We start from the raw sequence: 26620 nt of genomic DNA on the forward strand, positions 1-26620 counted from the left end.
GCTTAATGTTGTTCAAGCGGCGCTTCAAGCCGCTGCTCAAACGCGACATGCCCCGAAACAATCGTCATGCTCACCCGCGCTGGCAATTCGTAACCGAGAAACGGGGTATTGCGCCCCTGGCTTCTCAGCGCACGCGGTTCAACCCGCCAGTGCGCATCGCGCTTAAAGAGGCACAGGTCAGCCACCGCACCGCAGGCAATCCGCCCAGCAGGTAGTTTCAGCACATCGGCGGCGGCGGCGCTCACGCGCTTCAGGGCCTGCGCCAGCGGCACGCCTGCCTCGTCGGCCCATTTCACCGTGAGCGACAGCAGCAACTCCAGCCCGGTCGCGCCGGGCGTCGCTTCGTCAAAGGGCAGCAATTTTTCATCATCGTCAACCGGCGTGTGATCGGAGCAAATCGCATCAATCGTGCCGTCGGCCAGCCCAGCACGAATCGCTTCACGGTCGCGCTGGCCGCGCAACGGCGGATCAAGCCGGAACTGCGCATCGAAGTAGCCAATATCCACGTCGATCAGATGAATGTGATTCACCGTCACATCGCAACTCACCGGCAGGCCTTCAGCTTTGGCTGCGCGCATCAGCACCACGCCCGCTGCCGATGACACATGCGACAGATGCACCCGCGCACCCGTGACGCGCACCAGCTCGAAGATTGTGTTCAGCGCGATGGTTTCCGCTGAAACCGGCACGCCAGACAAACCCAGCCGTGACGCCAGCGCACCGCTCGCGGCCACCCCGCCGCGCGCCAGATACGCGTCTTGCGGGCGCAGCCAGACGGTGTAGCCATACGTGCTCGCGTATTGCAACGCGCGCATCAGCACCTGGGTATCCAGCACCGGCACATCCGCCTGGGAAAAACCCATGCAGCCCGCTTCGGTCAACTCAACCATCTCAGTGATGGTTTGCCCTTTGAGGCCCACCGTCAGCGCGCCCAGCGGATAGACATGCGCCTGGTTCAGGTTGCGCGCGCGAAACTTCAGCATTTCCACCAGCCCCGGTTCATCGAGTACCGGATCGGTATCGGGCGGACACACGAGGCTGGTCACGCCACCGGCGAGTGCCGCCGCCATTTCGGATTCCAGCGTGGCCTTGTGCTCGTAGCCCGGCTCGCGCAGACGCGCGGACAGGTCAACAAGGCCTGGCGCAATCGACAGGCCTCGAGCGTCGATGATTCTGGCCGCGAGAAAACCCGCTGGCGCAGCGCCAAGCGCGACGATTTTGCCTGCGGCAATGAACACGTCTTGCTGCTGCTCGGTACCGGCTACCGGGTCGATCAGCGTGCCGCCCTGGATATGAATCTTCATACGCTGCCTTTTTTCTGCGTTTGCCTGCCAGGCGCATACCGCGCCGCCAGGCTTACCTGTCTACCGCACTGCAGGCAACGCATTGCCTGCCGCACGCATTCAAACCTGCGAATTCACATCTGATTAATCATTGGCGCTGGCGGCAATACCCATCACAGCCATGCGCACAGCGATGCCGAACGTCACCTGATTCAGGATCACGGACTGCGGGCCATCGGCCACCTGCGAATCAATTTCGACGCCCCGGTTCATTGGCCCAGGATGCATCACGATGGCATCGGGCTTGGCCAGCGCGAGGCGCTCAGGCGTCAGGCCCCAGGTTTTGAAATACTCCTGCGCCGAGGGCAGCAACGCACCGCTCATCCGTTCGTTCTGCAAGCGCAGCATGATGATCACGTCGACGTCCTTGAGCCCCTCATCGAGGTTATGAAACACCCGCACCCCCATTTGCTCGATACCGCCTGGCAGCAAGGTGCGTGGCCCAATCGCCCGCACTTCCGGCACGCCGAGTGTGGTGAGCGCGTGGATATCCGAGCGCGCCACACGCGAATGCAGGATGTCGCCCACAATCGCCACCCGCAGTTGGGTGAAATCGCGCTTGTAGTGGCGGATGGTGTACATGTCGAGCAGCCCCTGGGTGGGGTGCGCATGACGGCCGTCGCCCGCATTGATGACATGCACATGCGGTGCGCAGTGTTCGGCAATCAGATAAGGCGCGCCACTCGATGCGTGCCGCACCACGAACAGATCGGCGTGCATCGCGGAAAGATTGTTGATCGTATCGAGCAGCGACTCACCCTTGCTGGCGGACGACGCATTGATATTCAGATTGATGACGTCGGCTGAGAGCCGCTTCGCGGCGATCTCGAACGTGGTGCGGGTGCGCGTCGAGTTTTCAAAAAAGAGGTTGAAAACTGATTTGCCGCGCAACAGCGGGACTTTTTTCACTTCGCGGTCGGTGACGCTGACGAATTGTTCAGCGGTATCGAGGATATGTTTGACGATCGCGTGCGGTAAGCCTTCGATCGACAGCAGGTGTTTCAACTCGCCATTTTTGGTGAGCTGCGGATGCCCCTTCAGAAAGCCGTAGCGAAAACGCTCTACTGGTGCGGCGCTGCCCGATGGGCCCGGGGTAACGGTGTTCATGATGTACCTGCTTCAGACGTGACGATTCAACGTAGGCTGCGCAATGCGCCTGGGGGCTTGCGGCCCGGGAAAGGGCAAAAAACTCAGGCTTCGATGACTTCGGTGTGAAACGAAAAACACTGGTCGTCGCCGCGAGCCAGCACGAGCGTCGTGCCAGCCGGCAAATCCACCACTCCGCCCGCAAAGCGCGCCGCAACCGGCAATTCCCGTCCACCACGGTCAACCAGCACAGCCAGTTCGACCGAAGCCGGCCGGCCGTAATCGTAGAGTTCGTTGAGCGCCGCGCGGACAGTGCGGCCAGTCGACAGCACATCGTCCACCAGGATGATGTGGCGATTTTCAATCTCGAATGGCAACGACGTGGGGCTTGCCTGCGCGTGCAGGCCTTTTTTCGCGTAATCGTCGCGGTGCAACGCGACGTTGATGACGCCAAACGCAGGACGCTGCAAGTCGTGCGCCAGCCGCTCGGCCAGCCATGCACCACCGCTATAGATACCTACCAGGGCAACGTCGCCAGGCGTCTGGTTCAGCGCGGTGCGAATCTGTTCGAGCAGCACGCGATACAGCGCTTCGGCGTCAATGGAATTCATGATCGTCGGAAAGTCCGTCTAGATATTGCTGAAGAATGATGCTGGCGGCCTGCGCATCGAGCATGTCGGCGCGGCCCATGCCAGCGCGGATTTCCGCTTTCGCCTCGACCGACGAATAGCGTTCGTCGATCCATGTCACGGGCAAGTTAAAGCGGCCATTGAGCTGATTGCCAAATCGTTTGGCTAGTTGTGTCATGGCATGCGGCGCGCCATCGGGATGCAATGGCAAACCAACCACTAGTGCATCGGGCTTCCATTCGTCGATCAGTTTGCCAACCGCTTCGAAGCGATAGTCACGGCCCCGGTTTTGCACCACCACCAGCGGGCGCGCACTTCTGGTCAGCGAGTTACCGACCGCCACACCGATACGCTTTTCGCCATAGTCGAACGCCAGCAGCGTCGCCTCACGCCGGCCCGCCTGGATCATGCGTGGCCTGCTTCGCCTGAGAGCATCGGCAATGAAATGCCGAGCAACCCGAGTGCGGCCTCAAAACGTTCTTCGGCAGGCACGTCGAACACGATCTTCGGATCAGCTTCGACCGAGAGCCAGCCATTTTTTGAAATTTCATCTTCAAGCTGACCCGCCCCCCAGCCCGCGTGCCCCAGCGTCAACAAAAAGCGCTCGGGACCAGTGCCACTGGCCACGGCTTCGAGCACGTCTTTTGAGGTGGTCATTTCGAGCCCGCCCGGCACTTGCATCGACGAGGTATACGCATGCCCGCCGGCTGCATCGTGCAGCACAAAGCCGCGCTCGGTTTGCACCGGGCCGCCGAAATACACCGGGACATGCAACAGGGGTTCAATTTCGAGCTTGAGATCAATCCGGCTGAAGAGTGCTTGCAGATCAATATCGGTAGGGCGATTGATCACCAGGCCAAGCGCGCCACGCTCGGTGTGATCGCAAAGATAGATCACCGTCCCCGAGAAAGTGGGGTCGGCCATGTTCGGCATGGCGATCAAGAACTGGTTGGTCAGGTTGATGCGATCAGGACTCGTGGACATGGTTCGAATTCTAGCTAAGGCAGAGCAAGACAATGGGCCCGGCGTGGCCGCTGAAAGCGTTTTGCCAGACCCATCAGTGGTGATTTGGATTAGCCCGCACTCTATCATGCGCGCCGCCCCCAGCGGGCGTCCCAGCATCCGCGCGCAGCAGCGCCTGAAGCGCTTGCGGACGGCATTCCGGCGAGCTTGATGCGGATTTCAGCTGGAGCGCTGGAGCATCTTGATCCGGCCGCCCCTCGCTTACTCGGCCCGCTCCACGTGCTCCAGATAGCGCACCAGCGCCGCAAAGGCCGTTCCGCCATCAGGCGAGGCCACGCCAGCCGCCACTTTGTGCAGCATCACATGCAGTTTTTCGAGCGCCTGACCCAGCACGCGTGTTTCAGATACCAGCACGCCGGGCTGCAGTTGAGACCGCCGTTTCGTTGCCCCGGCGGCTTCGTGCGCCTGCATCCGCCATGCCAGCCCCAATGCATCCGCCAGCAAGCCGATATGGCCCAGCCCCAGCGCACTTGCGGCATTGCCCAGGCGCGTGGCGGCGACACTCGCCTGAAAAGCGGCGCTGGGAAGAACCGGGGCGGCATCGCTCGCTGCCTGGGTGTGTTCGGCTAGCGCCACCATGGACGCATCAGCGGTTTGCAGAAAATCTTCATACGCATGGAGATTCACGGTGAGGACACCCAGCTCACGGGTGGAACCCGCCTCGCGTGGCTGCGGCGTCGAGGCCCAGGCGGGCAAGTCGGTGCCATGTTCCCAAAGCACTGCTGTGGCAGCAGAGGAATCCGCCGCTACAGCGGGTGCCACCAAGCCGTAGTCCAGCAAAAGTTCAAGATGAGCCGGATCATGGGCGCCAGCCGCTGACCACGCGCATTCGCGCCAGATCAATGCCAGCATGCTTCGCACCAGCGCGGGCGGCGGCCGCCAGTTGCTCCGGGCGCAATCGGCCAAAGCCAGATTGCAGCGCGCGTAAAAACGCCGCGCATCGGTGTGCCGCGATGGCGCGGAACTGGCCCGCAACACTTGCGAGCACGACACCGCCAAGCGCCAGAAATCATAGGGATCAGCGCCACGCAGATCGGCAAGACACGCGTCGAGCATGTCGCACGCAGCCTGACGCGTGCTTGCAGTGCCAGCGCCAGATCCAGCAACAGGCGTAGCACGCAAAACCGGCAATAGCGCCCGCTCATAATGCGCCCGCAGATGCAGCAGCCGATGGGTCGGCTGCATCTGATGCGTGGCTGGCGGCACCGGACGGCCTGCCAGCGCGAGATCTTCCAGCAGATAACCCGCGCCAGCGGCCGTGGGCGGCAAAGCCGCACCCAGCCGCGAATAATGCGCAAACAGCGTCGGCGAGCACGTCATTTCATGCAAGTTGTGACGCGCCAGTACCGCCCGAAAATCATTCAGCGCCTGCTCTCTCGCCAGTGCCAGTGCGTTGTCTGCTCCGCCAGAAACGGCGGCTTGCGGCACCAGCCGCGAAGCCTGCGCCAGAACCTCGGCAAAACGGCAACCCGCCAGCCAGCCCGCTTCGCGCAAAAGCTCGGCCACCCGTGACAGCAGCATATCGGGGTCGCGTCGCTGCGCCAGCGCATGCTCCGCGCCAGCCAGCGCACGCTCCGCGGCATTAATCGAGCCGCCGCGTGAACCAGGCAAAGTAGCGGGAATAGCGGGAATATTGGAAACAGCAGGCTGGAGGCTCATGAGTACACACAAGAAACGTGAACAAGCCAGAACACAGCGAAATGACAACCAGCCATGCAGCCAAGCGCGCCATCCAGAACAACCTCCGGAGGCGCAATCACGGCGCTGGTATCGGAAAAGAGTGCATAAAGTGCATCACACCGCACCGATGTCTATGCCGGCTCGGCTACCGGCGCGATCCGGCGGCTATGCGCCCACGCCCACCAGCAAAGACACCAGAACATCAACCCGGCCGGGTCCGGTTAGATCTCGACCATTTCAAAATCTTCCTTGCGCGCGCCGCACTCCGGACAAGTCCAGTTGATCGGCACGTCTTCCCAACGCGTGCCAGGCGCGATGCCCTCATCAGGCAAACCGGCTTCTTCTTCGTAAATCCAGCCGCAAATCAGGCACATCCAGCTTTTGTATTCCATTCTTGTATCGTGTCGAAAAATCAGGGGGAGATCCCGTCCAGCGGAAGCCGTGATGGTACCGTGTTGCCGGGCTAGTGCCTAGCCAAGCCATACTGCTAGCCCCGTCCAGCCTCGCACAGGGAAAAAAGCCCGCGTCACGGTTTAGGCCGCATAATCCAGCCAGTTACGTACGCTGCACGCATCCCCGTGCGCGACACGCACCCCCATTTCCCCCTCTCATTTTCTTTCAATCATTTTTCATGCCAAGCGCCTCCCCTCCGATCGTTCTCACCTTCGGTCTCTTCGACCCCACCGGTGGCAGTGGCGTGCAAGCCGATCTGATGACGCTGGCCAGCATGGGCTGTCACGGCGTTACCGTGCTAACTGGTTACACCGTGCGCGATTCGGCAAGCTGCGACGAAGTAACCGGCCTCGACCCCGAAGCGGTTGCCGCCCAGGCCCGGATGCTGCTTGAAGACATGCCCATCGCGGCGTTCAAGGTAGGTGCCGCCACACGAGCTGAAGTGGTCAGCGCGATCGCTGAAGTCGTCGCCGATTACGACGACGTGCCATTGATTCTCGCGCCTGATTTCACCCTTGATGACGAACACGTGCTGGCTGCTGACGAATTACGCGAAGCCATGGCAGACCTGCTGGTGCCGCAAACCACGTTGCTGGTCGCCGACCACACCACGCTGCTCGCGCTGGCACAACCGGATGGCGATGCCGAAGCACCCAGTCTGGAAGCCGCGATTGCCCACTTACTCGCGCATGGCTGTGAATATATTTTGTCGATGGAAGCGGGAACACACCGGCTCGTGAACACGCTGCATAGCGACGACGGCCAGTTGCGCCAGGACACGTGGGAGCGCGATGGCCAGCGCGTCATGGGGCTCACCGATACGCTGGGATCAGCCATCGCAGCCTTGCTGGCCAACGGCCAGGAACCGGTCGAAGCCGTGCGCGAAGCCCAGGAATATCTGTATCGCGCCACCCGTTCGGCGTTCCGGCCAGGCATGGGCGCCTGTCTGCCCGATCGCTTCTTCTGGGCTCGCAGCAACGATGACGACGCGCCGCGCCCCGCAACCAACAAAACCCCGCCGCCAGACGAAGCCCGGCATTAAGCCACGCTTCACCCTCCGCGCTAGCCGCCTGGGCTCGGGCTTCTGGCCTCTAGCTTCTGATGGCAGCCACACGAGCCCTGAAATCTCACCGCTGATGGATAGGTCGCCGGGCTCTTTTTTGTACCGCGCGGAAATAAAAAGAGCGGGGTTCTGTGAGATACAGAACCCCGCTCTTTCAGCGTCGTGGCCTGAGGCTGTCCGGCTTTGAGGCGTATCAGCCACACCCATAAGAATTTTTCATGGCCCAGGCAGCTACGCCGTGCCGGATTCGGATTATTCAGCAGGCAAACCCAGCCCGCGCGGCAACGGAAACGCAATATTTTCTTCGATGCCTTCAAGCGCCCGCACATTGCGCACCCCCAGTTCACGCAAACGCCCGATCACAGCCTGAGCCAGCACCTCGGGCGCTGATGCCCCAGCCGTCACGCCAATCCTGCGCTTGCCCGCGACCCATGCTGGATCAATCTGGTCGGGCGAATCCACCATATAAGACGGAATCCCGCGCTTCTCAGCCACCTCGCGCAGCCGGTTTGAATTCGAACTATTCGGACTTCCAACCACGATCACCACGTCGCACTGTGGTGCCATGAACTTCACCGCATCCTGGCGGTTTTGCGTCGCGTAACAAATATCCTGCTTTTTCGGCTCACGAATTGCCGGGAAACGGGCTTTGAGCGCAGCGATGATTTCAGCGGCATCGTCCACCGATAACGTCGTTTGCGTGACAAACGCCACCCGCTCGGGGTCCGCCAGCACCAGCTTGTTGACGTCGGCAATATCTTCGACGAGGTACATGCCTTCGCCCGCCTGCCCCATCGTGCCCTCGACCTCAGGATGACCCTTGTGGCCGATCATCACGATGTCGAAGCCTTCCTGACGCATCTTGGCCACTTCGATATGCACTTTGGTGACCAGCGGGCAAGTGGCGTCATAGATCCTCAAGCCCCGCGCCTTCGCTTCTGCACGCACAGCCTGCGACACGCCATGTGCGCTGAAAATCACCGTATTGCCAGCAGGCACTTCATCGAGCAGCTCAATGAAGATCGCGCCTTTTTTGCGCAGGTCCTCGACCACATACGCGTTATGCACAATTTCGTGCCGGACGTAGATCGGCGCGCCGTGCAGCTTGATCGCCCGCTCAACGATTTCGATCGCCCGGTCGACACCAGCGCAAAAACCACGCGGCTGCGCCAGCAGAATTTCGGCTTCGGCGAGAGTCGTATCCATGATGCTCATAGTGTTTGTTTACAAAATTCCGATGATTTTCACTTCGAATGCCAGCGCCTGGCCAGCAAGCGGATGATTGAAATCAAATAGCGCGGAGGTTGCACCCACCTCCTTCAGCACTCCGGCGTAACGCCCGCCTCCTGGTGCATTGAATTCGACCAGATCGCCCGGGGCGAAATCTTCGCCAATCATGCTGTTTTCACGCAGCGTCGCCAGCGACACCCGCTGAACCAGATCAGGATTACGCGGCCCGAACGCCTGCCCCGACGCTAGCTGAAAGGTTGAATGGTGCCCCACCTTCAGACCCAGCAAAATATCTTCCAGCGGCGGTGCCAGCTGGCCTGCACCCAGCAGCAGCGTAGCGGGCTTTTCGGTAAAGGTATTGATGACCTCGGTGCCATCAGCCAGCGAAAGCCGGTAATGAAGCGTGATATGCGAACCAGGTTTCACTTCTGAAATGTCGATGATGCTCATGGCGTATGGCTTTGGTCAGCACACGCAAGCGCGCGCTGCGGGTGGGTATTGACGGATGAACGGCTTGGGTGGCGGGCCTGCGGCCACTGCCGCCGCCAGACGAAGGCGACATTGTAAGCCACATAGTTCCCGCTGGCTGGGGTGTATCGCGCGTACTGGTCCGTCTCGTCTCGTTTCGCCCGTCCGCCCTCAAGCCATCCTACGGAGAATCAACTATGGGACACAAAATCTGCCCGCTTTCCCCCGCCATGGCCACTCAGCTTGCGTCTGAGCGGCCGAAGAACCGTAGCGACGTCTGGCCGCAGCGCGACATGCCACGGGAGCGTTTGCTAAGCACCGGACCGGGGACCGTCACGGATACGGAGTTAATCGCGCTGGTGCTGGGTTCAGGCTTGCCCGGCCACAACGTGTTCAAGCTGGCGCACTCTTTACTTGAGCGTTTTCGCTCACTGCGCGCCATGCTGCACGCGACGCCCGCCGATTTTGACGGCCTGCACGGCATTGGCCCCGCCAAAACCGCGCAAATGCTCGCGGTGCTTGAACTCGCCCGGCGAGCCCTCACCGAGAAACTCCGCGAGGGCTCACTGCTCGACTCACGGCAGACGGTCGCAGACTACTTGCGCCTGCAGATTGGCGGCCGCCCCCATGAGGTTTTTTTCTGCCTGTTTCTGGATGCGCGCCACCGGCTGATTCATGGCGAAGAAGTCGCACGCGGCTCACTCACCAGAATGGCCGTGTATCCACGCGAAATCGTGCGCCGGGCGCTCTCACTGAACGCCGCAAGCCTGATCGTCGCGCATAACCACCCGTCCGGAGCAGTCAAACCCAGCGCCAACGACCATAAACTGACGCGAGTGCTGCGCGAAACACTGGCGCTGATCGACGTGCAACTGATCGACCACCTTGTCATTGGCGCGCAGGATACGTACTCATTTGCCGAGGCAGGCTGGGGAATGCAGGAGTTCTGCTAAGTCCCGCAGGCAGCGCCCAATGTGCGTCGCAAACGCGAGAAACACTCGCAGACCACACAAACGTGCATCAATCTATCCAGTCCGCCACCAGCCCATGCCCAGCCTGCCGCACGCACTTACGCACGCACTTATCCGCGCAGCCATCTGACGGGCCAAGGCAAAAAGCGTTTGATTTTTCGGCTTTTTTCCTGCTAGAATCGCGTTTTCCTGTTTCCAACCCGGTTCAAAAGTCACAAAAATATTCCGGGAAGTTGTAGGTCGATCCAGAAATTGCATCGTGTCTTCGTTAGTAGGGCGGCTTTACGAGCGCTCGAAGCGCTCGGGCATTTTTCTGTTCAACCCAACTTCCGGGCACGTTTTTCGCGGCATTCGAACTCAGAATTTAAGCGTATTAGGAGTGCTCTGATGGCACGCGTATGCCAAGTAACTGGGAAAGGCCCGAAAAGCGGCAATAACGTTTCCCACGCAAACAACAAAACCAAACGCCGGTTTCTTCCGAACCTGCAATGGCACCGCTTCTGGGTAGAAAGCCAGCAGCGTTTCGTGCGTCTGCGGGTTTCGACCAGCGGTATGCGTCTGATCGACAAGCTGGGCATTGATGCTGTGCTCGAAAAATTGCGCAAGTCCGGCAAAACGGCCTAAGGAGTAAATCATGGCAAAAGGCGCACGCGACAAGATCAAACTGGAATCGACTGCAGGCACGGGTCACTTCTACACAACGACCAAAAACAAACGCAACATGCCAGAAAAGATGCTGATCAAGAAATTTGATCCAGTCGTCCGCAAGCACGTTGACTACAAAGAAACCAAGATTAAATAATCCGGTTTCTGCCTGAAAAGGCTCGAACAAGCAAAAGCCCCGCATTTTTCATGCGGGGCTTTTGCTTTGTCTTTTCCTTTTTATGCTGCCTTCTGACTTTTTGATGCAGCCCGCGCATCGCAATTAGCCTTTGCTCCCTCCGCTTTTTTTGCTCGCTACGCCGTCCGGCTGACTGTTCGTGACAGCTAACGACGCGTATCCTGTCTCGTTTTAGGCCTGCCCTACAGCGGCAACAAACAAGAGACTGGAGCTTACCGGAGATGAATTTCGATGTCGCTATTGTTGGCAGCGGTCTTGCCGGCCTAAGTGTTGCGCTCAATCTCGCACAAACCCGGCGAGTGGCCATCGTGGCCAAGCGGCCGTTAGTTGAAGGCGCGAGCGACTGGGCTCAGGGCGGCATTGCCGCTGTGCTCGATTCAGGCGACAGCATCGAAAACCATGTCCGCGACACCCTGAGCGCCGGAGGCGGACTGTGCGACGAAGCCAGCACCCGCTTCATTGTTGAGCACGGCCGAGAGGCCATCGAATGGCTCATCAGCCAAGGGGTGCCTTTCACTAAAGACCACGCGGCTGAACTCGGCTTCCATCTGACACGTGAAGGGGGCCACAGCCACCGGCGCATTATTCACGCGGCCGATGCGACCGGTCATGCCGTAGTCGCCACGCTGGGTGAGCGCGTGCGGCGCCACCCGAACATCACGCTGCTAGAAGATCATTACGCGATCGACCTGATTACCTCCGATCGCCTCGGCTTGCCGGGGCGGCGTTGTCACGGCCTGTATGCGCTTGATCTTTCGACCAGCCGCACCGTCACCATTGAAGCTCCGCACACGGTTCTCGCCACGGGTGGCGCAGGCAAGGTGTACCTCTACACCACCAACCCCGACACGGCCACCGGTGATGGCATAGCGATGGCCTGGCGCGCGGGCTGCCGCGTGTCCAATATGGAATTCATCCAGTTCCATCCCACCTGCCTTTTTCATCCGTATGCCAAATCGTTCCTGATATCAGAGGCAGTACGTGGCGAAGGCGGCATTCTCAAACTGCCCGACGGCACGCGTTTTATGCCTCAGCACGATGAACGTGCGGAGCTCGCTCCGCGCGATATCGTCGCCCGGGCCATCGACTTCGAGATTAAAAAACGCGGAGTCGACTGCGTGTACCTCGATATCAGCCACCAGCCTGCCGCGTTCTTGCACGAGCACTTTCCGACCATCCTCGCGCGCTGCCTTGAGTTCGGCATCGACATCACAAAAGAAGCGATCCCAGTGGTGCCTGCTGCGCACTACACCTGCGGCGGAATCGTCACTGATCTCGCTGGCCGCACTGATCTGGCAGGGCTCTACGCCGTGGGCGAAACCTCATGCACGGGCCTGCATGGCGCCAACCGGCTAGCGAGCAATTCATTGCTCGAATGTCTGGTAACGGGCCGGGCAGCGGCTGCGGCAATCGAGCACGAAGGCTTTGGCCATGCCGTGCATGCTCCCTTGCCGGACTGGGATGAAAGCCGTGTATCGGACCCGGATGAAGAGGTGGTCGTCGCCCATAACTGGGACGAACTACGTCGCCTGATGTGGAATTACGTTGGCATTGTCCGTACCGACAAGCGGCTGGCACGAGCCAAGCACCGTCTGATGCTGTTACGCGATGAAATCCATGAGTACTACGCCAACTTCAAGGTGACTCGAGATCTGCTCGAACTGCGCAATCTAGTCGAAGTTGCCACGCTGATCGTCGATAGCGCACGTTCACGGCGCGAAAGCCGCGGGCTTCACTACAGCCGCGACTGGCCCGCAACCCTGCCCAAAGCGCTGCCCACGGTGCTGGCACCTGAACACATTCGCAATCGCAACGTATAAAAATCAAGGCCACCTATGCGCCGTACCACGGACTTCGTGGCCTTTTACCTGAAATCTGAAGCGTATCGACCCGAGCCGTCAAACAACCCGCATCGAGTAATCGGTCGCCCGGACATCTTTGGTCAGCGCCCCGATTGAAATACGGTCGACGCCGGTTTCGGCAATCGTGCGCACCGTTTCGAAATTGACGCCGCCCGACACTTCCAGCACGGCTCGCCCTTGTGCGATACGCACAGCATCATGCATCGCCGCGAATGAAAAATTATCCAGCAGCACCGATTGCGCCCGATGCGCTAACGCTTCTTCAAGCTGGAGCAAGGTTTCGACCTCGATCTGCACCGTCACACCCGCATTCAGGGCAAGCGCCGCGTCCATTGCAGCGCCCACACCTCCAGCCGCCGCAATATGGTTTTCCTTAATCAAAATACCGTCGTACAACGCAATCCGCTGATTCTCACCGCCACCAGCGCGCACCGCGTATTTCTGCGCCAGACGCAAGCCCGGCAACGTTTTACGCGTATCCAGAATGCGCGCAGACGTATGAGCCACGGCATCGACATAACGGCGCGTCGCGCTCGATACGCCAGACAGCAATTGAAGAAAATTAAGTGCCGGACGCTCGGCGGTCAAAAGCGCCCGAACCGGTCCTCGCAGCTCGCACACCGGAGAATCCGCCACCATCCGCTGCCCTTCCTGATAAAGCCAGCGCACCTCGATGCGCGGCTCAACCTGCCGCATCACTTCGTCAAACCAAGGCGTGCCACACAGCACGGCGGCTTCTCGCACCACCACGCGTGCGGCACGCACCTCATCCTCTGGCACCAGACGCCCGGTCTGGTCACCTGGGCCGATATCTTCGCCAAGCGCATCAGCGACGTTGCGAGCCAGCGCCGTATCGAAAGCGCTGCCATATTGCAGCCGGATTTGCGTCAACAACGGCACAGCAGCGGCACCGTCAGCATTTTTCAGCGTGCCGCTCATGCTGCTCCCACATTCGAAAATAGTGTGTTGTCACGTGCCAGATCACCACTCGTCTGCACCCGCTTCTTGTGACGCGCGGCAAAATCGAGCATCCGGTCGATTGGACGGCGCGCCTGCTCCCCTAGCGCCGGGTCAATGACAATCTCGTGATGCCCAAGCTCCAGCACCGACGCGAGATTTGCCAGACCATTCATCGCCATCCAGGGACAATGCGCGCAGCTTTTACAGGTTGCGCTGTTACCGGCCGTTGGCGCGGCGATAAAAGTCTTGCCTGGCGCGGCCAGACGCATCTTGTGCAAGATGCCGAGATCGGTTGCAACGATAAAGTGCGTTGCATCAAGCCGTTGGGCGGCATCAATCAGCTGTGTGGTTGAGCCCACCACGTCGGCCAAGGCCACCACGCTAGCGGGCGACTCAGGGTGGACCAGCACTTTGGCAGCCGGATATTCGGTGCGAAGCAGATCCAGCTCAATGCCCTTGAATTCGTCATGTACCAGGCAGGAGCCTTGCCATAACAACATGTCGGCACCCGTTTTGTTCTGGATATATCCGCCCAGATGCCGGTCAGGTGCCCAGATGATTTTTTCGCCACGCGCGTGCAGGTCGGCGACGATTTCAAGCCCAATCGAAGAAGTCACCATCCAGTCGGCACGGGCTTTCACCGCCGCGCTGGTATTGGCGTAGACCACAACGGTACGGTCAGGATGAGCATCGCAAAAAGCCGAAAATTCGGCCACTGGACAACCAAGATCAAGCGAGCAAGTGGCATCGAGATCGGGCATCAAAATGCGCTTCGATGGGCTGAGAATCTTGGCCGTCTCACCCATAAAACGCACGCCAGCGACAACCAGTGTCTGCGCATCATGATCCCGGCCAAAGCGCGCCATTTCGAGCGAATCTGCCACGCAACCGCCGGTTTCATCGGCAAGTTCCTGCAACACCGCATCAACGTAGTAATGGGCAACCAGCACCGCCTTTTCACGGGCCAGCAATGCGCGAATGCGTGCTTTAAGCGCGATCTTTTCTTCCGCAGAGGGCATATCGGGCACTTTGGCCCACGCCTCACCCACGCCACACGTCAAACCCGACGCTTGCGGCCGGTCATATTCGACGCTTTTGATCGCCTGACTCATAGTCTCCTCTACCTGGTAAGCGTGTCATTTGAGGCAATTTCTCGCGCCTCAAAAGAAAAACCCCGCCAACGCGGGGTTTTGTGACGTAACCGAATCTTAATAGATTTCAGGTCTAGGCGTAGCGTCGCAACCGGGTTGCAAACTCCTGCAGCGCCTTGATGCCGCTTTGTTCCGCGCGCACGCACCAGTCTTGCAACTGAACCAGTAACTGCTCGCGTGAAGCGTTTGAACGCTCCCACATCGCGGCCAGTTCACTGCGCAACTCGAGATAGGTCCGCAATTTCTGGCTGCTGGCAGAAATCTGTGGCAGTTGGCGCTTCTGCGGTTCATTCAGCCCGGCTTCTTCTTTGTGCAGCCAGCTTCGCGCACCGCGCATCAACTGATACTTCTCACGTGCACCCACTTCTTTCAGATGAGCCAGCTCTTGCCGGTACGCCCGCTTGAGTGCCTTGCCGTAACGCGCCATCACTTCATAGCGATTGGCCAGCACGGCCTGCAAAGTGTCCTGATCCAGCACCAGCTTGCCCGCATTCAAACGCGGCGTCGGCGCGACCTTCTTCACCGTAGCAAGACGCAACGCCGACAGAATCCGGATATACATCCAGCCGATATCGAACTCGAACCATTTGTTCGACAGCTTCGCCGAGGTCGCGTAAGTATGGTGATTGTTATGCAGCTCTTCGCCGCCAATCAGGATGCCCCACGGCAAAATGTTCGTGCTGGCATCTGATGAATTGAAATTGCGATAGCCCCAGAAGTGGGCAATGCCATTGACCACACCTGCCGCCCAGAACGGAATCCACACCATTTGCACGGCCCAGATGGTCAGGCCTACGACGCCAAAAAGCGCGACGTTCAGCACCATCAGCAAGCTCACGCCCAGAATTGGGTAACGCGTGTAGACGTTGCGCTCGATCCAGTCGTTCGGCGTGCCGTGGCTGAACTTGCGCATGGTTTCTTCGTTCTTTGCTTCAGCGCGATATAACTCAGCGCCTTCCAGCAGAACCTTCCAGATGCCGCGCGTTTGCGGGCTGTGTGGATCTTCTTCGGTTTCGCATTTGGCGTGGTGCTTGCGATGGATCGCCGCCCACTGGCCAGTCAGCATGCCGGTGGTCATCCACAACCAGAGACGGAAAAAATGTGCCACCGCCGGATGAAGTTCAAGCGCGCGGTGCGCCTGGCAGCGATGGAGATAAACCGTAACGCCGATGATCGTCACGTGCGTGACTGCCAGCGTATACAACACGAGCTGCCACCATGAGAAGCGCAGCAGTCCGTGGGAGAGAAAGTCGAGCAGAGAATTCAGCAAGGCCATTTACCTGTAATGGATGACACCTTGGCAAAAAAACCGGCGTCAAGAAAATGAAAGCATCCAGCGAGATTGGACGCCATTCTACGCGAACGGTTCCAGCCCATGATGTTTGTCAAAATTTGGTGTGACTCGCGCCTTTTCAAGTCGGGCTCTTGCCAATCCCCCCGTCACGCCCATCGCAGCAGGCGTGGCGTCAGCCAGCCTCCGGCGCGGCGGCTGATGTGGGCTGGGCTGCCGCGGCTAAATTCTGCGGCAATATGTCGCCCGCGCCGATGATGCGCACTTCACGCTGTGCAAACGGAATCGAAATATCGTGCTCAGCAAACAGCCGCCAGATATTCAGATTGACCGCCGAGCGGACACTCGACGTGCCAGTCGCAGCATCTTCGACCCAAAAACCGAGTTCGAGATCAATCCCGTCCGCACCGAAATTCACCAGATATGGAGCGGGCACCGGGTCCTGCAGCACACGCGGCACGTCGTCCGCCGCCTGGGCGAGCAAAGCCATCGCTTGCCTGATATCGGTTTCGTAGGCGACCTGAACCGCGACTTTGGTATAGCCACGCGTCTGAAACGACGACTGGTTTTGCACCACGTCGGTAATCAGCTTCTCGTTTGGCACCAGCGTCTCGATACCATCCAGGCCACGCACCACGGTGTAGCGCGTGCGAATCTGCGTCACCATGCCCTGCAAGCCGCTCACGTTAATCGTGTCGCCAATCCGCAATGACCGGTCGAGCAAAATAATGAAACCCGAGACGTAATTGCTGGCAATTTTCTGCAAGCCAAAACCCAGCCCTACCCCAAGCGCGCCGCCAAATACCCCCAGCACCGTAATATCAATGCCCACCAGCGACAGGCTCACCAGCACGGCCGCCACCACCAGCAGCGCACGCCCAAGGCGGGCCAGCACGACTTTGAGGTTCGCGTCGAGCGTGCTGGCGCGCATCACCCGGTCTTCCAGCGCCGAGCCGAGCCACATTGCGACGATCATCGTGACGCAAACCCACAGCAGCCCGGATGCCAGCGACAGCAACGTCATGTGGGTATTCGCTACACGAAAACGCACACTATCCATCCACGCCAGCACATCGTCCTGAATGCCCATCACGGTCAGCACCATGCCCACCCAGACCACCAGCGACACGACTTTCTCCACCAGCGACAGCCAGGCGTGATTCTCACCATCGCGGCTAAATACCCGCCGCGCAAAAAAGAACACGATGTAAATCAGGCCAATGCCAAGCAGCGGCACCAGCGCCAGATTCAGCAACGAGGTGTGCATGAACTCGGCGGTAATGGCACGCGCGATCCCGACCAGCACTGCGCCAATCAGCGGGAAAAATGCCCGGTTAAGGCTTTCCGCGCCAAAACGCAGGCCGCCAGAGCCAGCCAAGCTCTGGCGTCGATCAAGACGGCGGCGCAGGAACCGCGCCAGCACCCAGGCCAGCACCAGCGTGGCCAGCAGTACGCCGACCTGCCACAACATTGCGGGCTGGCCGAAATCGTGCACCAGATCGCCAAACATATGGGTCAGAAAACGATTAGGCATAGCGTGATGGTGATCCTGCGAGAACGCTTCTGGGTATTCGCGTCAGGCCTCTTCCGCTTGCGCCGGACCGGCGCTGGCCAGCGCTGCAGCCACAGCCTCCGGGGCGGCAGTGGTGGTTGAGTCAGAGGCTGAAAGAGGTTGCATCCGGCGCTGCATCACCGCAGCAAAGAAACCATCGGTCGCGTGACGATGCGGCCAGAGCGAGAGGTAATCGCCAGTATCCAGATCGATACGCTGTTCCGCGAATACTTCCCGCGCGGGAACCAGGACAAAATCAGGATGTGTGGCCAGGAACTGTTGCACCACCGCTTCATTTTCTGCTTCGAGAATGCTGCAAGTCGCATACACCAAACGGCCGCCACGTTTCACCAGACGCGCAGCGCTCGCCAGAATGGAGGCCTGCTTCGGTGTCAGTTCGCCAATCGAATCCGGCGACTGGCGCCATTTCAGATCAGGATTGCGCCGCAATGTACCCAGCCCGCTGCATGGCGCATCGACCAGCACCCGGTCGATCTTGCCCGCCAGACGCTTGATCTTCGCGTCATGTTCACTGTCGATCAGCACCGGGTTCACGTTCGACAGGCCACTGCGCGCCAAACGCGGCTTGAGTTTCGCCAGACGGCGCTCAGCCACATCAAACGCATACAGCCGCCCGGTCGAGCGCATCATCGCGCCCAGCGCCAGCGTCTTGCCGCCTGCGCCTGCGCAGAAATCAACCACCATCTCGCCGCGCTTGGGTGCCACCATTGAGCACAGCAACTGGCTGCCCTCATCCTGCACTTCCAGCCAGCCATTCTGGAACGCGTCCAGCTTCGTCAGCGGCGGCTTGCCCACCACCCGCACGCCAAACGGCGCGAACGGCATCGCGCCAGCTTCGATGCCCGCCAGCTTGAGCGCTTCCAGCACTTCGGCACGGCTCGCCTTGACCGGATTGGCGCGTAGATCCAGCGGTGCGGGGTAATTCAGCGCGGCCGCCAGTTGCGCGAGTTCGGCAGGTTCAAAACGGCTCGCCAGCGCCTGGTAGATCCAGTCGGGCAAATTCAGGCGAATGCGCAGCGGCAGGCTTTCAGGATCGATCTTCGACACGTGGTCAAGCCAGCTCATTTCCTGCTCAGTCACAAATGGCTTGAGCGCCGAACGCCCGGCAGTCTGCATCAAACCCAACAGCGTCATGCGCCGGGCCGGACTGCCGGAACCGCTTTCAGACAGATGGGCAAACTCCATACGGCGGCGTAATACCGCGAACACCGCTTCGGCAATAACGCCGCGCTCACCATGCCCCAGCTTTGGGTGAGCGCGGAAAAAGCGGCTGGTGGTGGCGTCGGCCGGGCCATTAAATTGCAGCACTTCTGCCAGTAGTGTTTCAGTTTGTCCAATCAAAAAACCATGCAGTCTCATACGCCCTCCCCGGCGGTGTAGTCGGCAAAGAGCCATTGCGGCTCTGGCGGCGTAAGCACAACGGTCAGCCCGTCGAGAGCAAGACGCCCTTCAACGAACCAGCGCACTGCGCGTGGATAAATAATGTGTTCGGCAGCGAGTACCCGCGCCGCCAGCGTGGTGACGTCGTCGCTCGCCAGCACAGGCAGCGCAGCCTGAATCACGATAGGCCCGTGATCGAGTTGCGCTGTGACGAAATGAACTGAAGCGCCATGCAACCGCACGCCCGCATCCAGCGCCTGCTGGTGGGTCTTGAGGCCAGCGAAGCTGGGCAGCAAGGACGGGTGGATATTCAGCATGCGCCCCGCATAATGCCCGACAAAGCCCGCAGTCAGTACTCGCATGAAGCCCGCGAGCACCACCAGATCGGGCGCGAAACGGTCGATGGCCTCGGCCAGCGCGGCATCGAAGGCCTCGCGCTGGTCGAACTGGCGGTGGTCAACCACCGCGGTAGCAATGCCATGCGCGGCGGCAAACGCCAGGCCCGTCGCCTCCGGACGGTTAGCAATCACCGCCACCACTTGGGCCGGCCAGCCCTCGGTCGCGCATGCGCGAACCACGGCCTCCATGTTGCTGCCCCGCCCTGAAATCAAGATAACGATTTTTTTCATCGGCGGATTTTATCATTCAGACAGCCTCTCAACCGCGCCATCTCGGCGTGTCAGCCCTTGAACGTTTATAATCGACCGTTTTGGCGGCGATTCGCCCGTCCTACCCCGTCCGTCCTATCGTGAGAGTCTTCCGCGGTCTTCCCAATGCCGAAAGCCGTGCGCCATGCGCACTGACGATCGGCAACTTCGACGGTGTCCATCGCGGTCATCAGGCGTTGCTTGCGCACGTGCGCGCGGCGGCCGATGCCCGGGGGCTGCCCGTCTGCGTGATGACTTTCGAGCCGCATCCGCGCGAATTCTTCAATCCCGCCAGCGCGCCGCCGCGCATCGCCATGCTGCGCGACAAGCTCGAAGCGCTCGCGGCCAATGGCGTAGACCGCATCGTCGTCGAGCACTTCAATCACACCTTTGCCAGCCAGTCGCCCGATACCTTCGTTGAACGCATCATCGTGAATGGCCTGCATGCGCGCTGGGTCATGATCGGTGACGACTTTCGCTACGGTGCCAAACGCGCAGGCGACTTCGCCTCGCTCAAGGCCGCAGGCCAGCAGCATGGCTTTGAAGTCGAGCAGATGGCAACCGTGGCCGATCCGTCCGGCGCGCGCATCTCCAGCTCGGCAGTGCGGGCCGCGCTTAGCGCTGGTCAGCTTGACGTCGTGCGTGCCGCGCTCGGCCGCAGCTATCAGATCAGCGGCCACGTGGTGCACGGCATGAAACTGGGCCGTGACCTAGGCTTTCCCACCCTGAATGTGCCGATCCAGCACAAGCGCCCAGCGCTGGCCGGGATCTTCGTCGTCCTGGTGCATGGGATCGCTGAACATCCGCTCACGGGTGTCGCCAGCCTCGGTGTGCGCCCGACGGTGGATGATTCCGGCAGAGTGCTGCTTGAGGCGCATCTGCTCGACTGGCACGGCGATGCCTATGGCAAACTCGTGCGCGTCGAATTTCTGCACAAGCTGCGTGACGAGGAGAAATACCTCGACCTCGAAACCCTAACCGCCGCCATCGCCCGCGATGTCGCCCATGCGCGGACGTGGCTTGCCCGTAACGGCATCTCGCCCGGCAGCGGCGCGAGCGGCTTCGCCACCTCCGCCACCGACCGAATTAGCTAACCTGGCGTGCCTCAGCCAGGCAGTGTGAGGTGCCTGGCACCTGAGCCATCTGTGAGACACGCCCGGCGCTTTTGCTTACCTCTCCCCCGCGCCCTGATGGCGCACCGACCGAATTCACGACGATCTCATCATGAGCAACAAGAAAGCTGATTCGAAAGCCCCTGCCCGCTACCCGGTCAACCTGCTCGACACCCCGTTTCCGATGCGCGGCGATCTGCCCAAACGCGAACCGCAATGGGTTAAGGAGTGGCAGGAACGCAAGATCTACGAAGCAATCCGCAAGGCCAGCAAGGGCCGCGAAAAATTCATCCTGCACGACGGCCCGCCGTATGCAAACGGCGATATTCACCTCGGCCACGCGGTCAACAAAATTCTGAAAGACATGATCGTCAAGGCGCGCAATCTGGCGGGCTTTGACGCGGTGTATGTGCCCGGCTGGGATTGTCACGGCATGCCCATCGAGATCCAGATCGAAAAACAGTTCGGCAAATCACTGCCTGCCATCGAAGTGATGCAGAAAGCACGGGCCTATGCCGGTGAGCAAATCGAAAAACAGAAGCTCGGCTTTCGCCGTCTGGGCGTGCTCGGCGACTGGGACAACCCGTACCGCACGATGAATTTCGCCAACGAAGCCGGCGAAATCCGGGCGCTCGCCAAGATCATGGAAAAGGGCTTTGTGTTCCGTGGACTAAAGCCAGTCAACTGGTGCTTCGATTGCGGTTCGGCGTTGGCTGAGGCAGAGGTCGAATACGCAGACAAAACCGATCCGACCATTGATGTGCTGTTCAGCTTCGCTGACCTCGACGCCACCGCCCAGGCTTTCGGCCTGCCGCGTCTGCCGCGCGATGAAGGTGGCATCGTCATCTGGACCACCACGCCATGGACCATTCCCGCCAACCAGGCGCTGAATCTTCATCCCGAGATCGTGTATGCGCTGGTGGACACCCCGCGCGGGCTGCTGATTCTCGCGCAAGAACGGGTTGCCGCCTGCCTCGAGCAATACGGCCTCACAGGCGAGGTCCTGGCCACCACGCCTGGCACAGCGCTCGCCGGGCTGCGCTTTAACCATCCGCTCGCTACCGCTCATCCGGCGTACCGGCGTACCGCGCCCGTGCATCTCGCTGATTACGTCACGACCGATACCGGCACAGGCATCGTTCACTCGACGCCCGCGTATGGCATCGAAGACTTCATGACGTGCAAGGCGCACGGCATGAGCGACTCCGAAATCGTCAGCCCGGTCATGGGCGATGGCCGCTACATCGAATCGCTCGCGCTCTTTGGCGGGCTGTCGATCTGGGCGGCCAATCCGCAGGTCATCGCCGCGCTCAGCGAAGCGGGCACCCTGTTGCGCACCGAAAAATACATCCACAGCTACATGCACTGCTGGCGGCACAAAACGCCGATCATCTACCGCGCAACCTCGCAATGGTTCGCCGGGATGGATCTCAAGCCCAATGACCGCGAGCAGACCCTGCGCGAAACCGCGCTGGCAGGCATCGAGGCCACTGCGTTCTACCCCGCGTGGGGCAAGCAGCGGCTGTTCAGCATGATTGCCAACCGGCCTGACTGGACTCTCTCGCGGCAACGTCAATGGGGCGTGCCCATGGCGTTTTTCATTCACAAGGAAACCGGTGCGCTGCACCCGCGCACGCCTGAACTGCTCGAAGCTGTCGCGCAACGCGTAGAGCAAGGCGGAATCGAAGCCTGGCAAACGCTGGATGCCCGTGAGCTGATCGGTGACGATGCCAATCTCTACGAAAAAAACCGCGACACGCTCGATGTCTGGTTCGATTCCGGCACAACACACTGGCACGTGCTGCGCGGCTCGCACAAAGACTCGCTGCAGTTTCCAGCGGACCTCTATCTGGAAGGCTCGGACCAGCATCGCGGCTGGTTCCACTCATCGTTGCTGACGGCCTCGATGCTGGATGGCCAGCCGCCCTACAAAGCGCTGCTGACGCACGGCTTCACCGTCGATGGCGAAGGCCGCAAGATGAGCAAATCGCTCGGCAATGGCATTGATCCGCATGAAGTGGCTAACCGGCTCGGCGCGGAAATCATCCGCCTGTGGATTGCCTCGACCGATTATTCAGGCGAACTGGCGATCTCCGAAGAAATTCTCAAACGTGTGACTGAGAGCTACCGGCGCATTCGCAATACGCTGCGCTTTTTGCTCGCCAACCTGGCCGATTTCGATTTCGCCCAGCATGCCCGTCCGGTCGAAGACTGGCTTGAAATCGACCGCTATGCAGTGGCGTTGTCCGCCTCGCTGCAAAACGACATCCTCGCGCATTACGACAAATACGAGTTCCATCCGGTCGTCGCCCGGCTCCAGACCTTCTGCTCAGAAGACCTCGGCGGCTTTTATCTGGATGTGCTGAAAGACCGGCTCTATACCAGCGCAGTCGATTCCAGCGCGCGCCGCTCGGCGCAAACCGTGCTGTATCACATCGCACACGCGCTGCTGCGGATCATCGCGCCGTTCCTGTCGTTCACCGCCGAAGAAGCGTGGAAGATCTTCCAGCCCGGCCGCGAAACCATTTTCACCGAGACATATCACGCGTTCCCGGCCATTTCGGACAGCCAGGCCCTGCTCGACAAATGGGCGCTGTTGCGCGCGGTGCGCAGCGATGTCACCAAAGCGCTGGAAGAAGCGCGTGTCTCGAACCTGATTGGCTCGTCACTGCAGGCCGAAGTCGAAATTCGCGCGAGCGGCACGCGGCACGATGCGCTGGCCAGCCTGGGCGAGGATTTGAAATTCGTGCTAATTACCTCGGCGGCCACGGTCGTCAAGGTCGACAGCGAAGCCCAGGAAGCCATCGAAGTCATCGCTTCGAGCTATCTGAAATGCGAACGTTGCTGGCACTACCGTGCCGACGTTGGCGCACATGCGGAACACCCCACACTGTGCGGCCGTTGCTTTAGCAACCTGTTTGGCACCGGTGAAACCAGGAGCGCAGCATAAATGGCCCGATCCCTCTCGAAACCCGCTCGCACGTCACTCTTGCCATGGCTGGGCCTCGCCTTCGTGATTATCTTGTGCGACCAGCTGACGAAAATTGCCATCCTCCGGGTGTTCTCGTATGGCGAATCCGTGTCCCTCACTTCGTTTTTCAACCTGGTGCTGGTGTACAACCTGGGCGCGGCTTTTAGCTTTCTCGCCTCGGCTGGTGGCTGGCAGCGCTGGGCGCTCACCGCGCTGGGCCTGGGCGCAGCGCTGGTGATTATCTACATGCTGCAGCGCCACGGCACGCAGCGGCTTTTTTGCACCGCGCTGGCGTTTATCCTGGGCGGTGCGCTGGGCAATGTGATCGACCGGCTGGCGTATGGCCACGTAATCGACTTTCTCGATTTTCATCTGAACGCATGGCACTTTCCCGCCTTCAATCTGGCGGATAGCGCGATTACGCTAGGCGCAATCTTGCTGATCTTCGACGAATTGCGCCGGGTGCGGCACGGCTCGCGTTGAGCCACGCGCACGCGTCACGCGTGCCGTCGTCACTTGTATCTGGAGCCGGCGCGTCAGTGCCGGTCAGGCGGTCACCACGTCACCACGCTATGCCGGAGACTCACCATGGCCATTGCAGAACTCACAGGCAAGCACCTCGTCCTCGGCATGACCGGTGGCGTCGCCTGCTACAAGATCGCTGAACTCACGCGTTTGCTCGGCAAAGCCGGGGCCACGGTGCAGGTCGTGATGACCGAGGCCGCGACGCAGTTCATCACGCCCGTCACTATGCAAGCGCTCTCGGGACGCCCTGTCTACACCAGCCAGTGGGATGCACGCATCGACAACAACATGGCGCACATCGACCTGTCGCGTGAAGCGGATGCGATTGTGATCGCCCCCGCTTCCACCGATTTTCTGGCGAAGCTCGCGCATGGCATGGCCGATGACCTGCTTTCCACGCTCTGCGTCGCGCGCGACTGCCCACTGCTAGTGGTGCCCGCGATGAACCGCCAGATGTGGCTCAACCCTGCGACCCAGCGCAACGTCGCGCAGCTGCGTGCGGATGACATCCAGGTGCTGGGGCCGGATTCTGGCGCGCAGGCCTGCGGCGAAACCGGTGATGGCCGGATGCTCGAAGCCAGCGCCACCTATGAGGCCATTGCGTCATTTTTCAGCGCCAAGGTGCTGACAGGCCAGCGTGTGCTGATAACCGCGGGTCCGACCTTCGAGCCACTCGATCCGGTGCGGGGCCTGACCAATCGCTCCAGCGGCAAAATGGGTTTTGCGCTTGCGCGGGCCGCGCAGCAGGCGGGTGCCGAGGTGCATCTGATCGCGGGCCCGGTGGCGCTCGCTACGCCCTGGGGCGTGAACCGCGAGGACGTGCAAACCGCGCAGCAGATGTACGAAGCCGTGATGCGAGTAGTGGCGCAGCAGCATGTATTCATTGGCGTGGCGGCAGTGGCGGACTGGCGTGCCGATCATGTCAGCGCGCACAAGCTCAAGAAAGCCCCCGGCCAGGCGCTGCCCACCTTCACCTTCATTGAAAACCCCGACATCCTCGCTACCGTGGCGCAACTGCCGCAGGCACCGTATTGCGTGGGTTTTGCAGCGGAAAGCGGGGATCTGGCCAGCAACGGCGAGCAAAAACGGCTGCGCAAGAAAGTGCCGCTGTTGATCGGCAACCTGGGCCCGCAGACATTCGGCCAGGACGACAACGAAATCGTGCTCTTCGAAGCCAGCGGCCAGACCGCGTTACCGCGCGCGGACAAGCACGAACTGGCGCGCACCCTGATCGCAGAAATTGCCCGGCGGCTGGTTCACTAGCACTCACCCGTTCGCTCACTACCGGCCACGCGTAGCCACAACACCCCATCAAGCTAGCAGGAGGACGACAGCGATGACCTTGCTTTCAGTACTCGACCAGACACCGGTGATCGCGGGTCATTCAGTCGCGGATGCGATTGCGGCCACCGTCGATCTCGCCCAGCTCGCCGACGATCTCGGCTATACCCGCTACTGGTGCGCCGAGCATCACGGCCTGCGCGCCGTCTCGAACCCATGCCCCGAGGTGCTGCTGGCGAGGCTTGGCAGTGTCACCCAACGTATCCGTATCGGCTCAGGCGGCGTGATGCTGCCTTACTACAGCCCATTCAAGGTCGCTGAGCAATTCATGATGCTCGAAGCGCTCTTTCCTGGCCGGGTCGATCTGGGCGTGGGCCGCGCGCCGGGCGGCGACCAGCGCACCGCGCAAGCGGTAGCCGCTGGAGCCTACAACCGCGGCGAAATCTTTACCCAGCAAGTGACCGATCTGGCTGGCCTGATGCAGCAAAACCTGCCCGCCGATCATCTGGCACATGGCGTCCTGCTCCAGCCGCAAATCGACACTCGGCCACAACTGTGGATGCTGGGCTCCAGCGAATTCGGCGGCGAGCTAGCCGCACAGTTGGGGCTGCGTTTTGCGTTTGCCCATTTCATTAATGCGCATTTCGGCCTGCGCGTGGCACAAGGCTATCGGGAACGCTTTCAGCCCGCTGGTGAGACGCAACCGTACCTTGCCGCTGCGGTATTCGTGATTTGTGCGGATACCGAAGCAGAAGCCATCGCCCTGGAAAAAGCCGTCGATCTGCGCCGGGTGCAAATGGCGTATGGCCTCAATGAGCCGATTCCATCCATCGAACAAGGCGCAGCCCAGGAATACGGCGAGCGCGAACAACTGGTCATTGCGCGCGAGCGGCCGCGCAGCATCATCGGCACGCCCTGCACTGTGACTGAACGGCTGCACACGCTGGCCGCTGAATTCGACGCCGACGAGTTGATCGTGCTCACCGTGGCGGGCAGCTATCAGGCCCGGCAACGCTCTTATGAACTTCTGGCCGATGCGTTCCAGCTTGGGCGCTAGCATTTTTCTTACTCTTTTTGAGT

25 protein-coding genes are annotated in these 26620 nt (G+C 60.5%); 10 read left to right on the forward strand and 15 right to left on the reverse strand.

Features of this window, described 5'->3' with window-relative positions; translation table 11 throughout:
* Nucleotides 1–2: 2 nt before the first annotated feature.
* From GH656_RS11090 to GH656_RS11120, 7 genes are all read right to left on the reverse strand, one after another.
* Nucleotides 3–1304, reverse strand: a complete 1302-nt coding sequence (locus tag GH656_RS11090; RefSeq protein ID WP_153075928.1) for a dihydroorotase — start codon at nt 1302–1304, stop codon at nt 3–5.
* 123 nt (nt 1305–1427) lie between these two features.
* Nucleotides 1428–2450, reverse strand: coding sequence for an aspartate carbamoyltransferase catalytic subunit (locus tag GH656_RS11095; protein WP_153075929.1), 1023 nt, complete (start codon nt 2448–2450; stop codon nt 1428–1430).
* 83 nt (nt 2451–2533) lie between these two features.
* Entirely contained in the window at nt 2534–3040 is a 507-nt protein-coding gene (gene pyrR / locus GH656_RS11100) for a bifunctional pyr operon transcriptional regulator/uracil phosphoribosyltransferase PyrR (RefSeq protein WP_153075930.1), read from the reverse strand.
* Nucleotides 3027–3467: a Holliday junction resolvase RuvX gene (gene ruvX, locus GH656_RS11105; RefSeq protein ID WP_153075931.1), complete on the reverse strand. Its 441-nt coding sequence runs from the start codon at nt 3465–3467 to the stop codon at nt 3027–3029. The genes pyrR and ruvX overlap by 14 nt, the downstream gene beginning before the upstream one ends.
* Nucleotides 3464–4042 carry a YqgE/AlgH family protein gene (locus GH656_RS11110; protein ID WP_153075932.1) on the reverse strand — a complete coding sequence of 193 codons (579 nt, stop codon included), beginning with the start codon at nt 4040–4042 and terminating at the stop codon, nt 3464–3466. The genes ruvX and GH656_RS11110 overlap by 4 nt, the downstream gene beginning before the upstream one ends.
* Nucleotides 4043–4282: 240 nt before the next feature.
* Nucleotides 4283–5740 carry a hypothetical protein gene (locus GH656_RS11115; protein ID WP_153075934.1) on the reverse strand — a complete coding sequence of 486 codons (1458 nt, stop codon included), beginning with the start codon at nt 5738–5740 and terminating at the stop codon, nt 4283–4285.
* A gap of 242 nt (nt 5741–5982) precedes the next feature.
* The gene (locus tag GH656_RS11120; RefSeq protein WP_153075935.1) at nt 5983–6153 is read right to left on the reverse strand and encodes a rubredoxin; all 171 of its coding nucleotides are present in this window, start codon (nt 6151–6153) and stop codon (nt 5983–5985) included.
* 239 nt (nt 6154–6392) lie between these two features.
* Here GH656_RS11120 and thiD point away from each other — a divergent pair, with 239 nt between their 5' ends.
* The gene (gene thiD / locus GH656_RS11125; protein ID WP_153075937.1) at nt 6393–7256 is read left to right on the forward strand and encodes a bifunctional hydroxymethylpyrimidine kinase/phosphomethylpyrimidine kinase; all 864 of its coding nucleotides are present in this window, start codon (nt 6393–6395) and stop codon (nt 7254–7256) included.
* Between the two features lie 273 nt (nt 7257–7529).
* Here thiD and ispH read toward each other — a convergent pair whose 3' ends face one another.
* On the reverse strand, nt 7530–8492 hold the full coding sequence (ispH, locus tag GH656_RS11130; protein ID WP_153075939.1) for a 4-hydroxy-3-methylbut-2-enyl diphosphate reductase: 963 nt from the start codon (nt 8490–8492) through the stop codon (nt 7530–7532).
* 9 nt (nt 8493–8501) lie between these two features.
* Nucleotides 8502–8957: an FKBP-type peptidyl-prolyl cis-trans isomerase gene (locus tag GH656_RS11135; protein ID WP_153075940.1), complete on the reverse strand. Its 456-nt coding sequence runs from the start codon at nt 8955–8957 to the stop codon at nt 8502–8504.
* A 248-nt stretch (nt 8958–9205) separates the two neighbouring features.
* Here GH656_RS11135 and radC point away from each other — a divergent pair, with 248 nt between their 5' ends.
* The 4 genes from radC (at nt 9206) to nadB (ending at nt 12607) form a co-directional block, all read left to right on the forward strand.
* The gene (gene radC, locus GH656_RS11140; RefSeq protein WP_153076653.1) at nt 9206–9928 is read left to right on the forward strand and encodes a RadC family protein; all 723 of its coding nucleotides are present in this window, start codon (nt 9206–9208) and stop codon (nt 9926–9928) included.
* 405 nt (nt 9929–10333) lie between these two features.
* A complete protein-coding gene (gene rpmB / locus GH656_RS11145) occupies nt 10334–10570 on the forward strand; it encodes a 50S ribosomal protein L28 (RefSeq protein WP_153075942.1) in 237 nt (78 codons plus the stop codon).
* Nucleotides 10571–10580: 10 nt separating this feature from the next.
* Nucleotides 10581–10748, forward strand: a complete 168-nt coding sequence (gene rpmG, locus GH656_RS11150) for a 50S ribosomal protein L33 (RefSeq protein ID WP_006050116.1) — start codon at nt 10581–10583, stop codon at nt 10746–10748.
* Between the two features lie 260 nt (nt 10749–11008).
* Nucleotides 11009–12607: an L-aspartate oxidase gene (nadB, locus tag GH656_RS11155; protein WP_153075943.1), complete on the forward strand. Its 1599-nt coding sequence runs from the start codon at nt 11009–11011 to the stop codon at nt 12605–12607.
* A gap of 78 nt (nt 12608–12685) precedes the next feature.
* Here nadB and nadC read toward each other — a convergent pair whose 3' ends face one another.
* From nadC to purN, 6 genes are all read right to left on the reverse strand, one after another.
* A complete protein-coding gene (gene nadC / locus GH656_RS11160) occupies nt 12686–13588 on the reverse strand; it encodes a carboxylating nicotinate-nucleotide diphosphorylase (protein WP_153075944.1) in 903 nt (300 codons plus the stop codon).
* Entirely contained in the window at nt 13585–14721 is a 1137-nt protein-coding gene (gene nadA / locus GH656_RS11165) for a quinolinate synthase NadA (RefSeq protein ID WP_153075946.1), read from the reverse strand. The genes nadC and nadA overlap by 4 nt, the downstream gene beginning before the upstream one ends.
* Nucleotides 14722–14833: 112 nt before the next feature.
* Nucleotides 14834–16030 (reverse strand): DesA family fatty acid desaturase, encoded by a 1197-nt coding sequence (locus tag GH656_RS11170; RefSeq protein WP_153075947.1) that lies wholly within the window; start codon nt 16028–16030, stop codon nt 14834–14836.
* A gap of 196 nt (nt 16031–16226) precedes the next feature.
* Complete coding sequence (locus tag GH656_RS11175; RefSeq protein ID WP_174769743.1) at nt 16227–17585, reverse strand: mechanosensitive ion channel family protein; 1359 nt, start codon at nt 17583–17585, stop codon at nt 16227–16229.
* A gap of 42 nt (nt 17586–17627) precedes the next feature.
* Complete coding sequence (locus tag GH656_RS11180) at nt 17628–18983, reverse strand: RsmB/NOP family class I SAM-dependent RNA methyltransferase (RefSeq protein WP_153075949.1); 1356 nt, start codon at nt 18981–18983, stop codon at nt 17628–17630.
* Entirely contained in the window at nt 18980–19633 is a 654-nt protein-coding gene (gene purN / locus GH656_RS11185; protein WP_153075951.1) for a phosphoribosylglycinamide formyltransferase, read from the reverse strand. Before purN ends, GH656_RS11180 begins: the two co-directional genes overlap by 4 nt.
* A 119-nt stretch (nt 19634–19752) precedes the next feature.
* On the opposite strand from purN, the gene GH656_RS11190 reads away from it, so the two are divergent.
* From GH656_RS11190 to GH656_RS11210, 5 genes are all read left to right on the forward strand, one after another.
* Nucleotides 19753–20745, forward strand: coding sequence for a bifunctional riboflavin kinase/FAD synthetase (locus GH656_RS11190; RefSeq protein ID WP_153075952.1), 993 nt, complete (start codon nt 19753–19755; stop codon nt 20743–20745).
* A gap of 130 nt (nt 20746–20875) precedes the next feature.
* Nucleotides 20876–23713: an isoleucine--tRNA ligase gene (gene ileS / locus GH656_RS11195; protein WP_153075954.1), complete on the forward strand. Its 2838-nt coding sequence runs from the start codon at nt 20876–20878 to the stop codon at nt 23711–23713.
* A complete protein-coding gene (lspA, locus tag GH656_RS11200; protein WP_153075955.1) occupies nt 23714–24217 on the forward strand; it encodes a signal peptidase II in 504 nt (167 codons plus the stop codon).
* Nucleotides 24218–24322: 105 nt separating this feature from the next.
* Nucleotides 24323–25522 (forward strand): bifunctional phosphopantothenoylcysteine decarboxylase/phosphopantothenate--cysteine ligase CoaBC, encoded by a 1200-nt coding sequence (gene coaBC, locus GH656_RS11205; RefSeq protein ID WP_153075957.1) that lies wholly within the window; start codon nt 24323–24325, stop codon nt 25520–25522.
* 73 nt (nt 25523–25595) lie between these two features.
* Nucleotides 25596–26597 carry an LLM class flavin-dependent oxidoreductase gene (locus GH656_RS11210; protein WP_153075958.1) on the forward strand — a complete coding sequence of 334 codons (1002 nt, stop codon included), beginning with the start codon at nt 25596–25598 and terminating at the stop codon, nt 26595–26597.
* Nucleotides 26598–26620 lie beyond the last annotated feature (23 nt).

This window comes from Paraburkholderia bonniea, from assembly GCF_009455625.1.
GTDB classification, from domain to species: domain Bacteria; phylum Pseudomonadota; class Gammaproteobacteria; order Burkholderiales; family Burkholderiaceae; genus Paraburkholderia; species Paraburkholderia bonniea.

Excerpts from the sequence above, each read along its gene's own strand:
- thiD (WP_153075937.1), top strand. The coding sequence starts at position 6,393 with ATGCCAAGCGCCTCCCCTCCGATCGTTCTCACCTTCGGTCTCTTCGAC.
- GH656_RS11210 (WP_153075958.1), top strand. The coding sequence starts at position 25,596 with ATGACCTTGCTTTCAGTACTCGACCAGACACCGGTGATCGCGGGTCAT.
- nadB (WP_153075943.1), top strand. The coding sequence starts at position 11,009 with ATGAATTTCGATGTCGCTATTGTTGGCAGCGGTCTTGCCGGCCTAAGT.
- GH656_RS11135 (WP_153075940.1), bottom strand. The coding sequence starts at position 8,957 with ATGAGCATCATCGACATTTCAGAAGTGAAACCTGGTTCGCATATCACG.
- ileS (WP_153075954.1), top strand. The coding sequence starts at position 20,876 with ATGAGCAACAAGAAAGCTGATTCGAAAGCCCCTGCCCGCTACCCGGTC.
- rpmG (WP_006050116.1), top strand. The coding sequence starts at position 10,581 with ATGGCAAAAGGCGCACGCGACAAGATCAAACTGGAATCGACTGCAGGC.
- GH656_RS11115 (WP_153075934.1), bottom strand. The coding sequence starts at position 5,740 with ATGAGCCTCCAGCCTGCTGTTTCCAATATTCCCGCTATTCCCGCTACT.
- lspA (WP_153075955.1), top strand. The coding sequence starts at position 23,714 with ATGGCCCGATCCCTCTCGAAACCCGCTCGCACGTCACTCTTGCCATGG.
- GH656_RS11095 (WP_153075929.1), bottom strand. The coding sequence starts at position 2,450 with ATGAACACCGTTACCCCGGGCCCATCGGGCAGCGCCGCACCAGTAGAG.
- GH656_RS11110 (WP_153075932.1), bottom strand. The coding sequence starts at position 4,042 with ATGTCCACGAGTCCTGATCGCATCAACCTGACCAACCAGTTCTTGATC.
- nadA (WP_153075946.1), bottom strand. The coding sequence starts at position 14,721 with ATGAGTCAGGCGATCAAAAGCGTCGAATATGACCGGCCGCAAGCGTCG.
- coaBC (WP_153075957.1), top strand. The coding sequence starts at position 24,323 with ATGGCCATTGCAGAACTCACAGGCAAGCACCTCGTCCTCGGCATGACC.
- purN (WP_153075951.1), bottom strand. The coding sequence starts at position 19,633 with ATGAAAAAAATCGTTATCTTGATTTCAGGGCGGGGCAGCAACATGGAG.
- rpmB (WP_153075942.1), top strand. The coding sequence starts at position 10,334 with ATGGCACGCGTATGCCAAGTAACTGGGAAAGGCCCGAAAAGCGGCAAT.
- GH656_RS11175 (WP_174769743.1), bottom strand. The coding sequence starts at position 17,585 with ATGCCTAATCGTTTTCTGACCCATATGTTTGGCGATCTGGTGCACGAT.
- pyrR (WP_153075930.1), bottom strand. The coding sequence starts at position 3,040 with ATGAATTCCATTGACGCCGAAGCGCTGTATCGCGTGCTGCTCGAACAG.
- GH656_RS11180 (WP_153075949.1), bottom strand. The coding sequence starts at position 18,983 with ATGAGACTGCATGGTTTTTTGATTGGACAAACTGAAACACTACTGGCA.
- radC (WP_153076653.1), top strand. The coding sequence starts at position 9,206 with ATGGCCACTCAGCTTGCGTCTGAGCGGCCGAAGAACCGTAGCGACGTC.
- ruvX (WP_153075931.1), bottom strand. The coding sequence starts at position 3,467 with ATGATCCAGGCGGGCCGGCGTGAGGCGACGCTGCTGGCGTTCGACTAT.
- nadC (WP_153075944.1), bottom strand. The coding sequence starts at position 13,588 with ATGAGCGGCACGCTGAAAAATGCTGACGGTGCCGCTGCTGTGCCGTTG.
- GH656_RS11120 (WP_153075935.1), bottom strand. The coding sequence starts at position 6,153 with ATGGAATACAAAAGCTGGATGTGCCTGATTTGCGGCTGGATTTACGAA.
- GH656_RS11090 (WP_153075928.1), bottom strand. The coding sequence starts at position 1,304 with ATGAAGATTCATATCCAGGGCGGCACGCTGATCGACCCGGTAGCCGGT.
- ispH (WP_153075939.1), bottom strand. The coding sequence starts at position 8,492 with ATGAGCATCATGGATACGACTCTCGCCGAAGCCGAAATTCTGCTGGCG.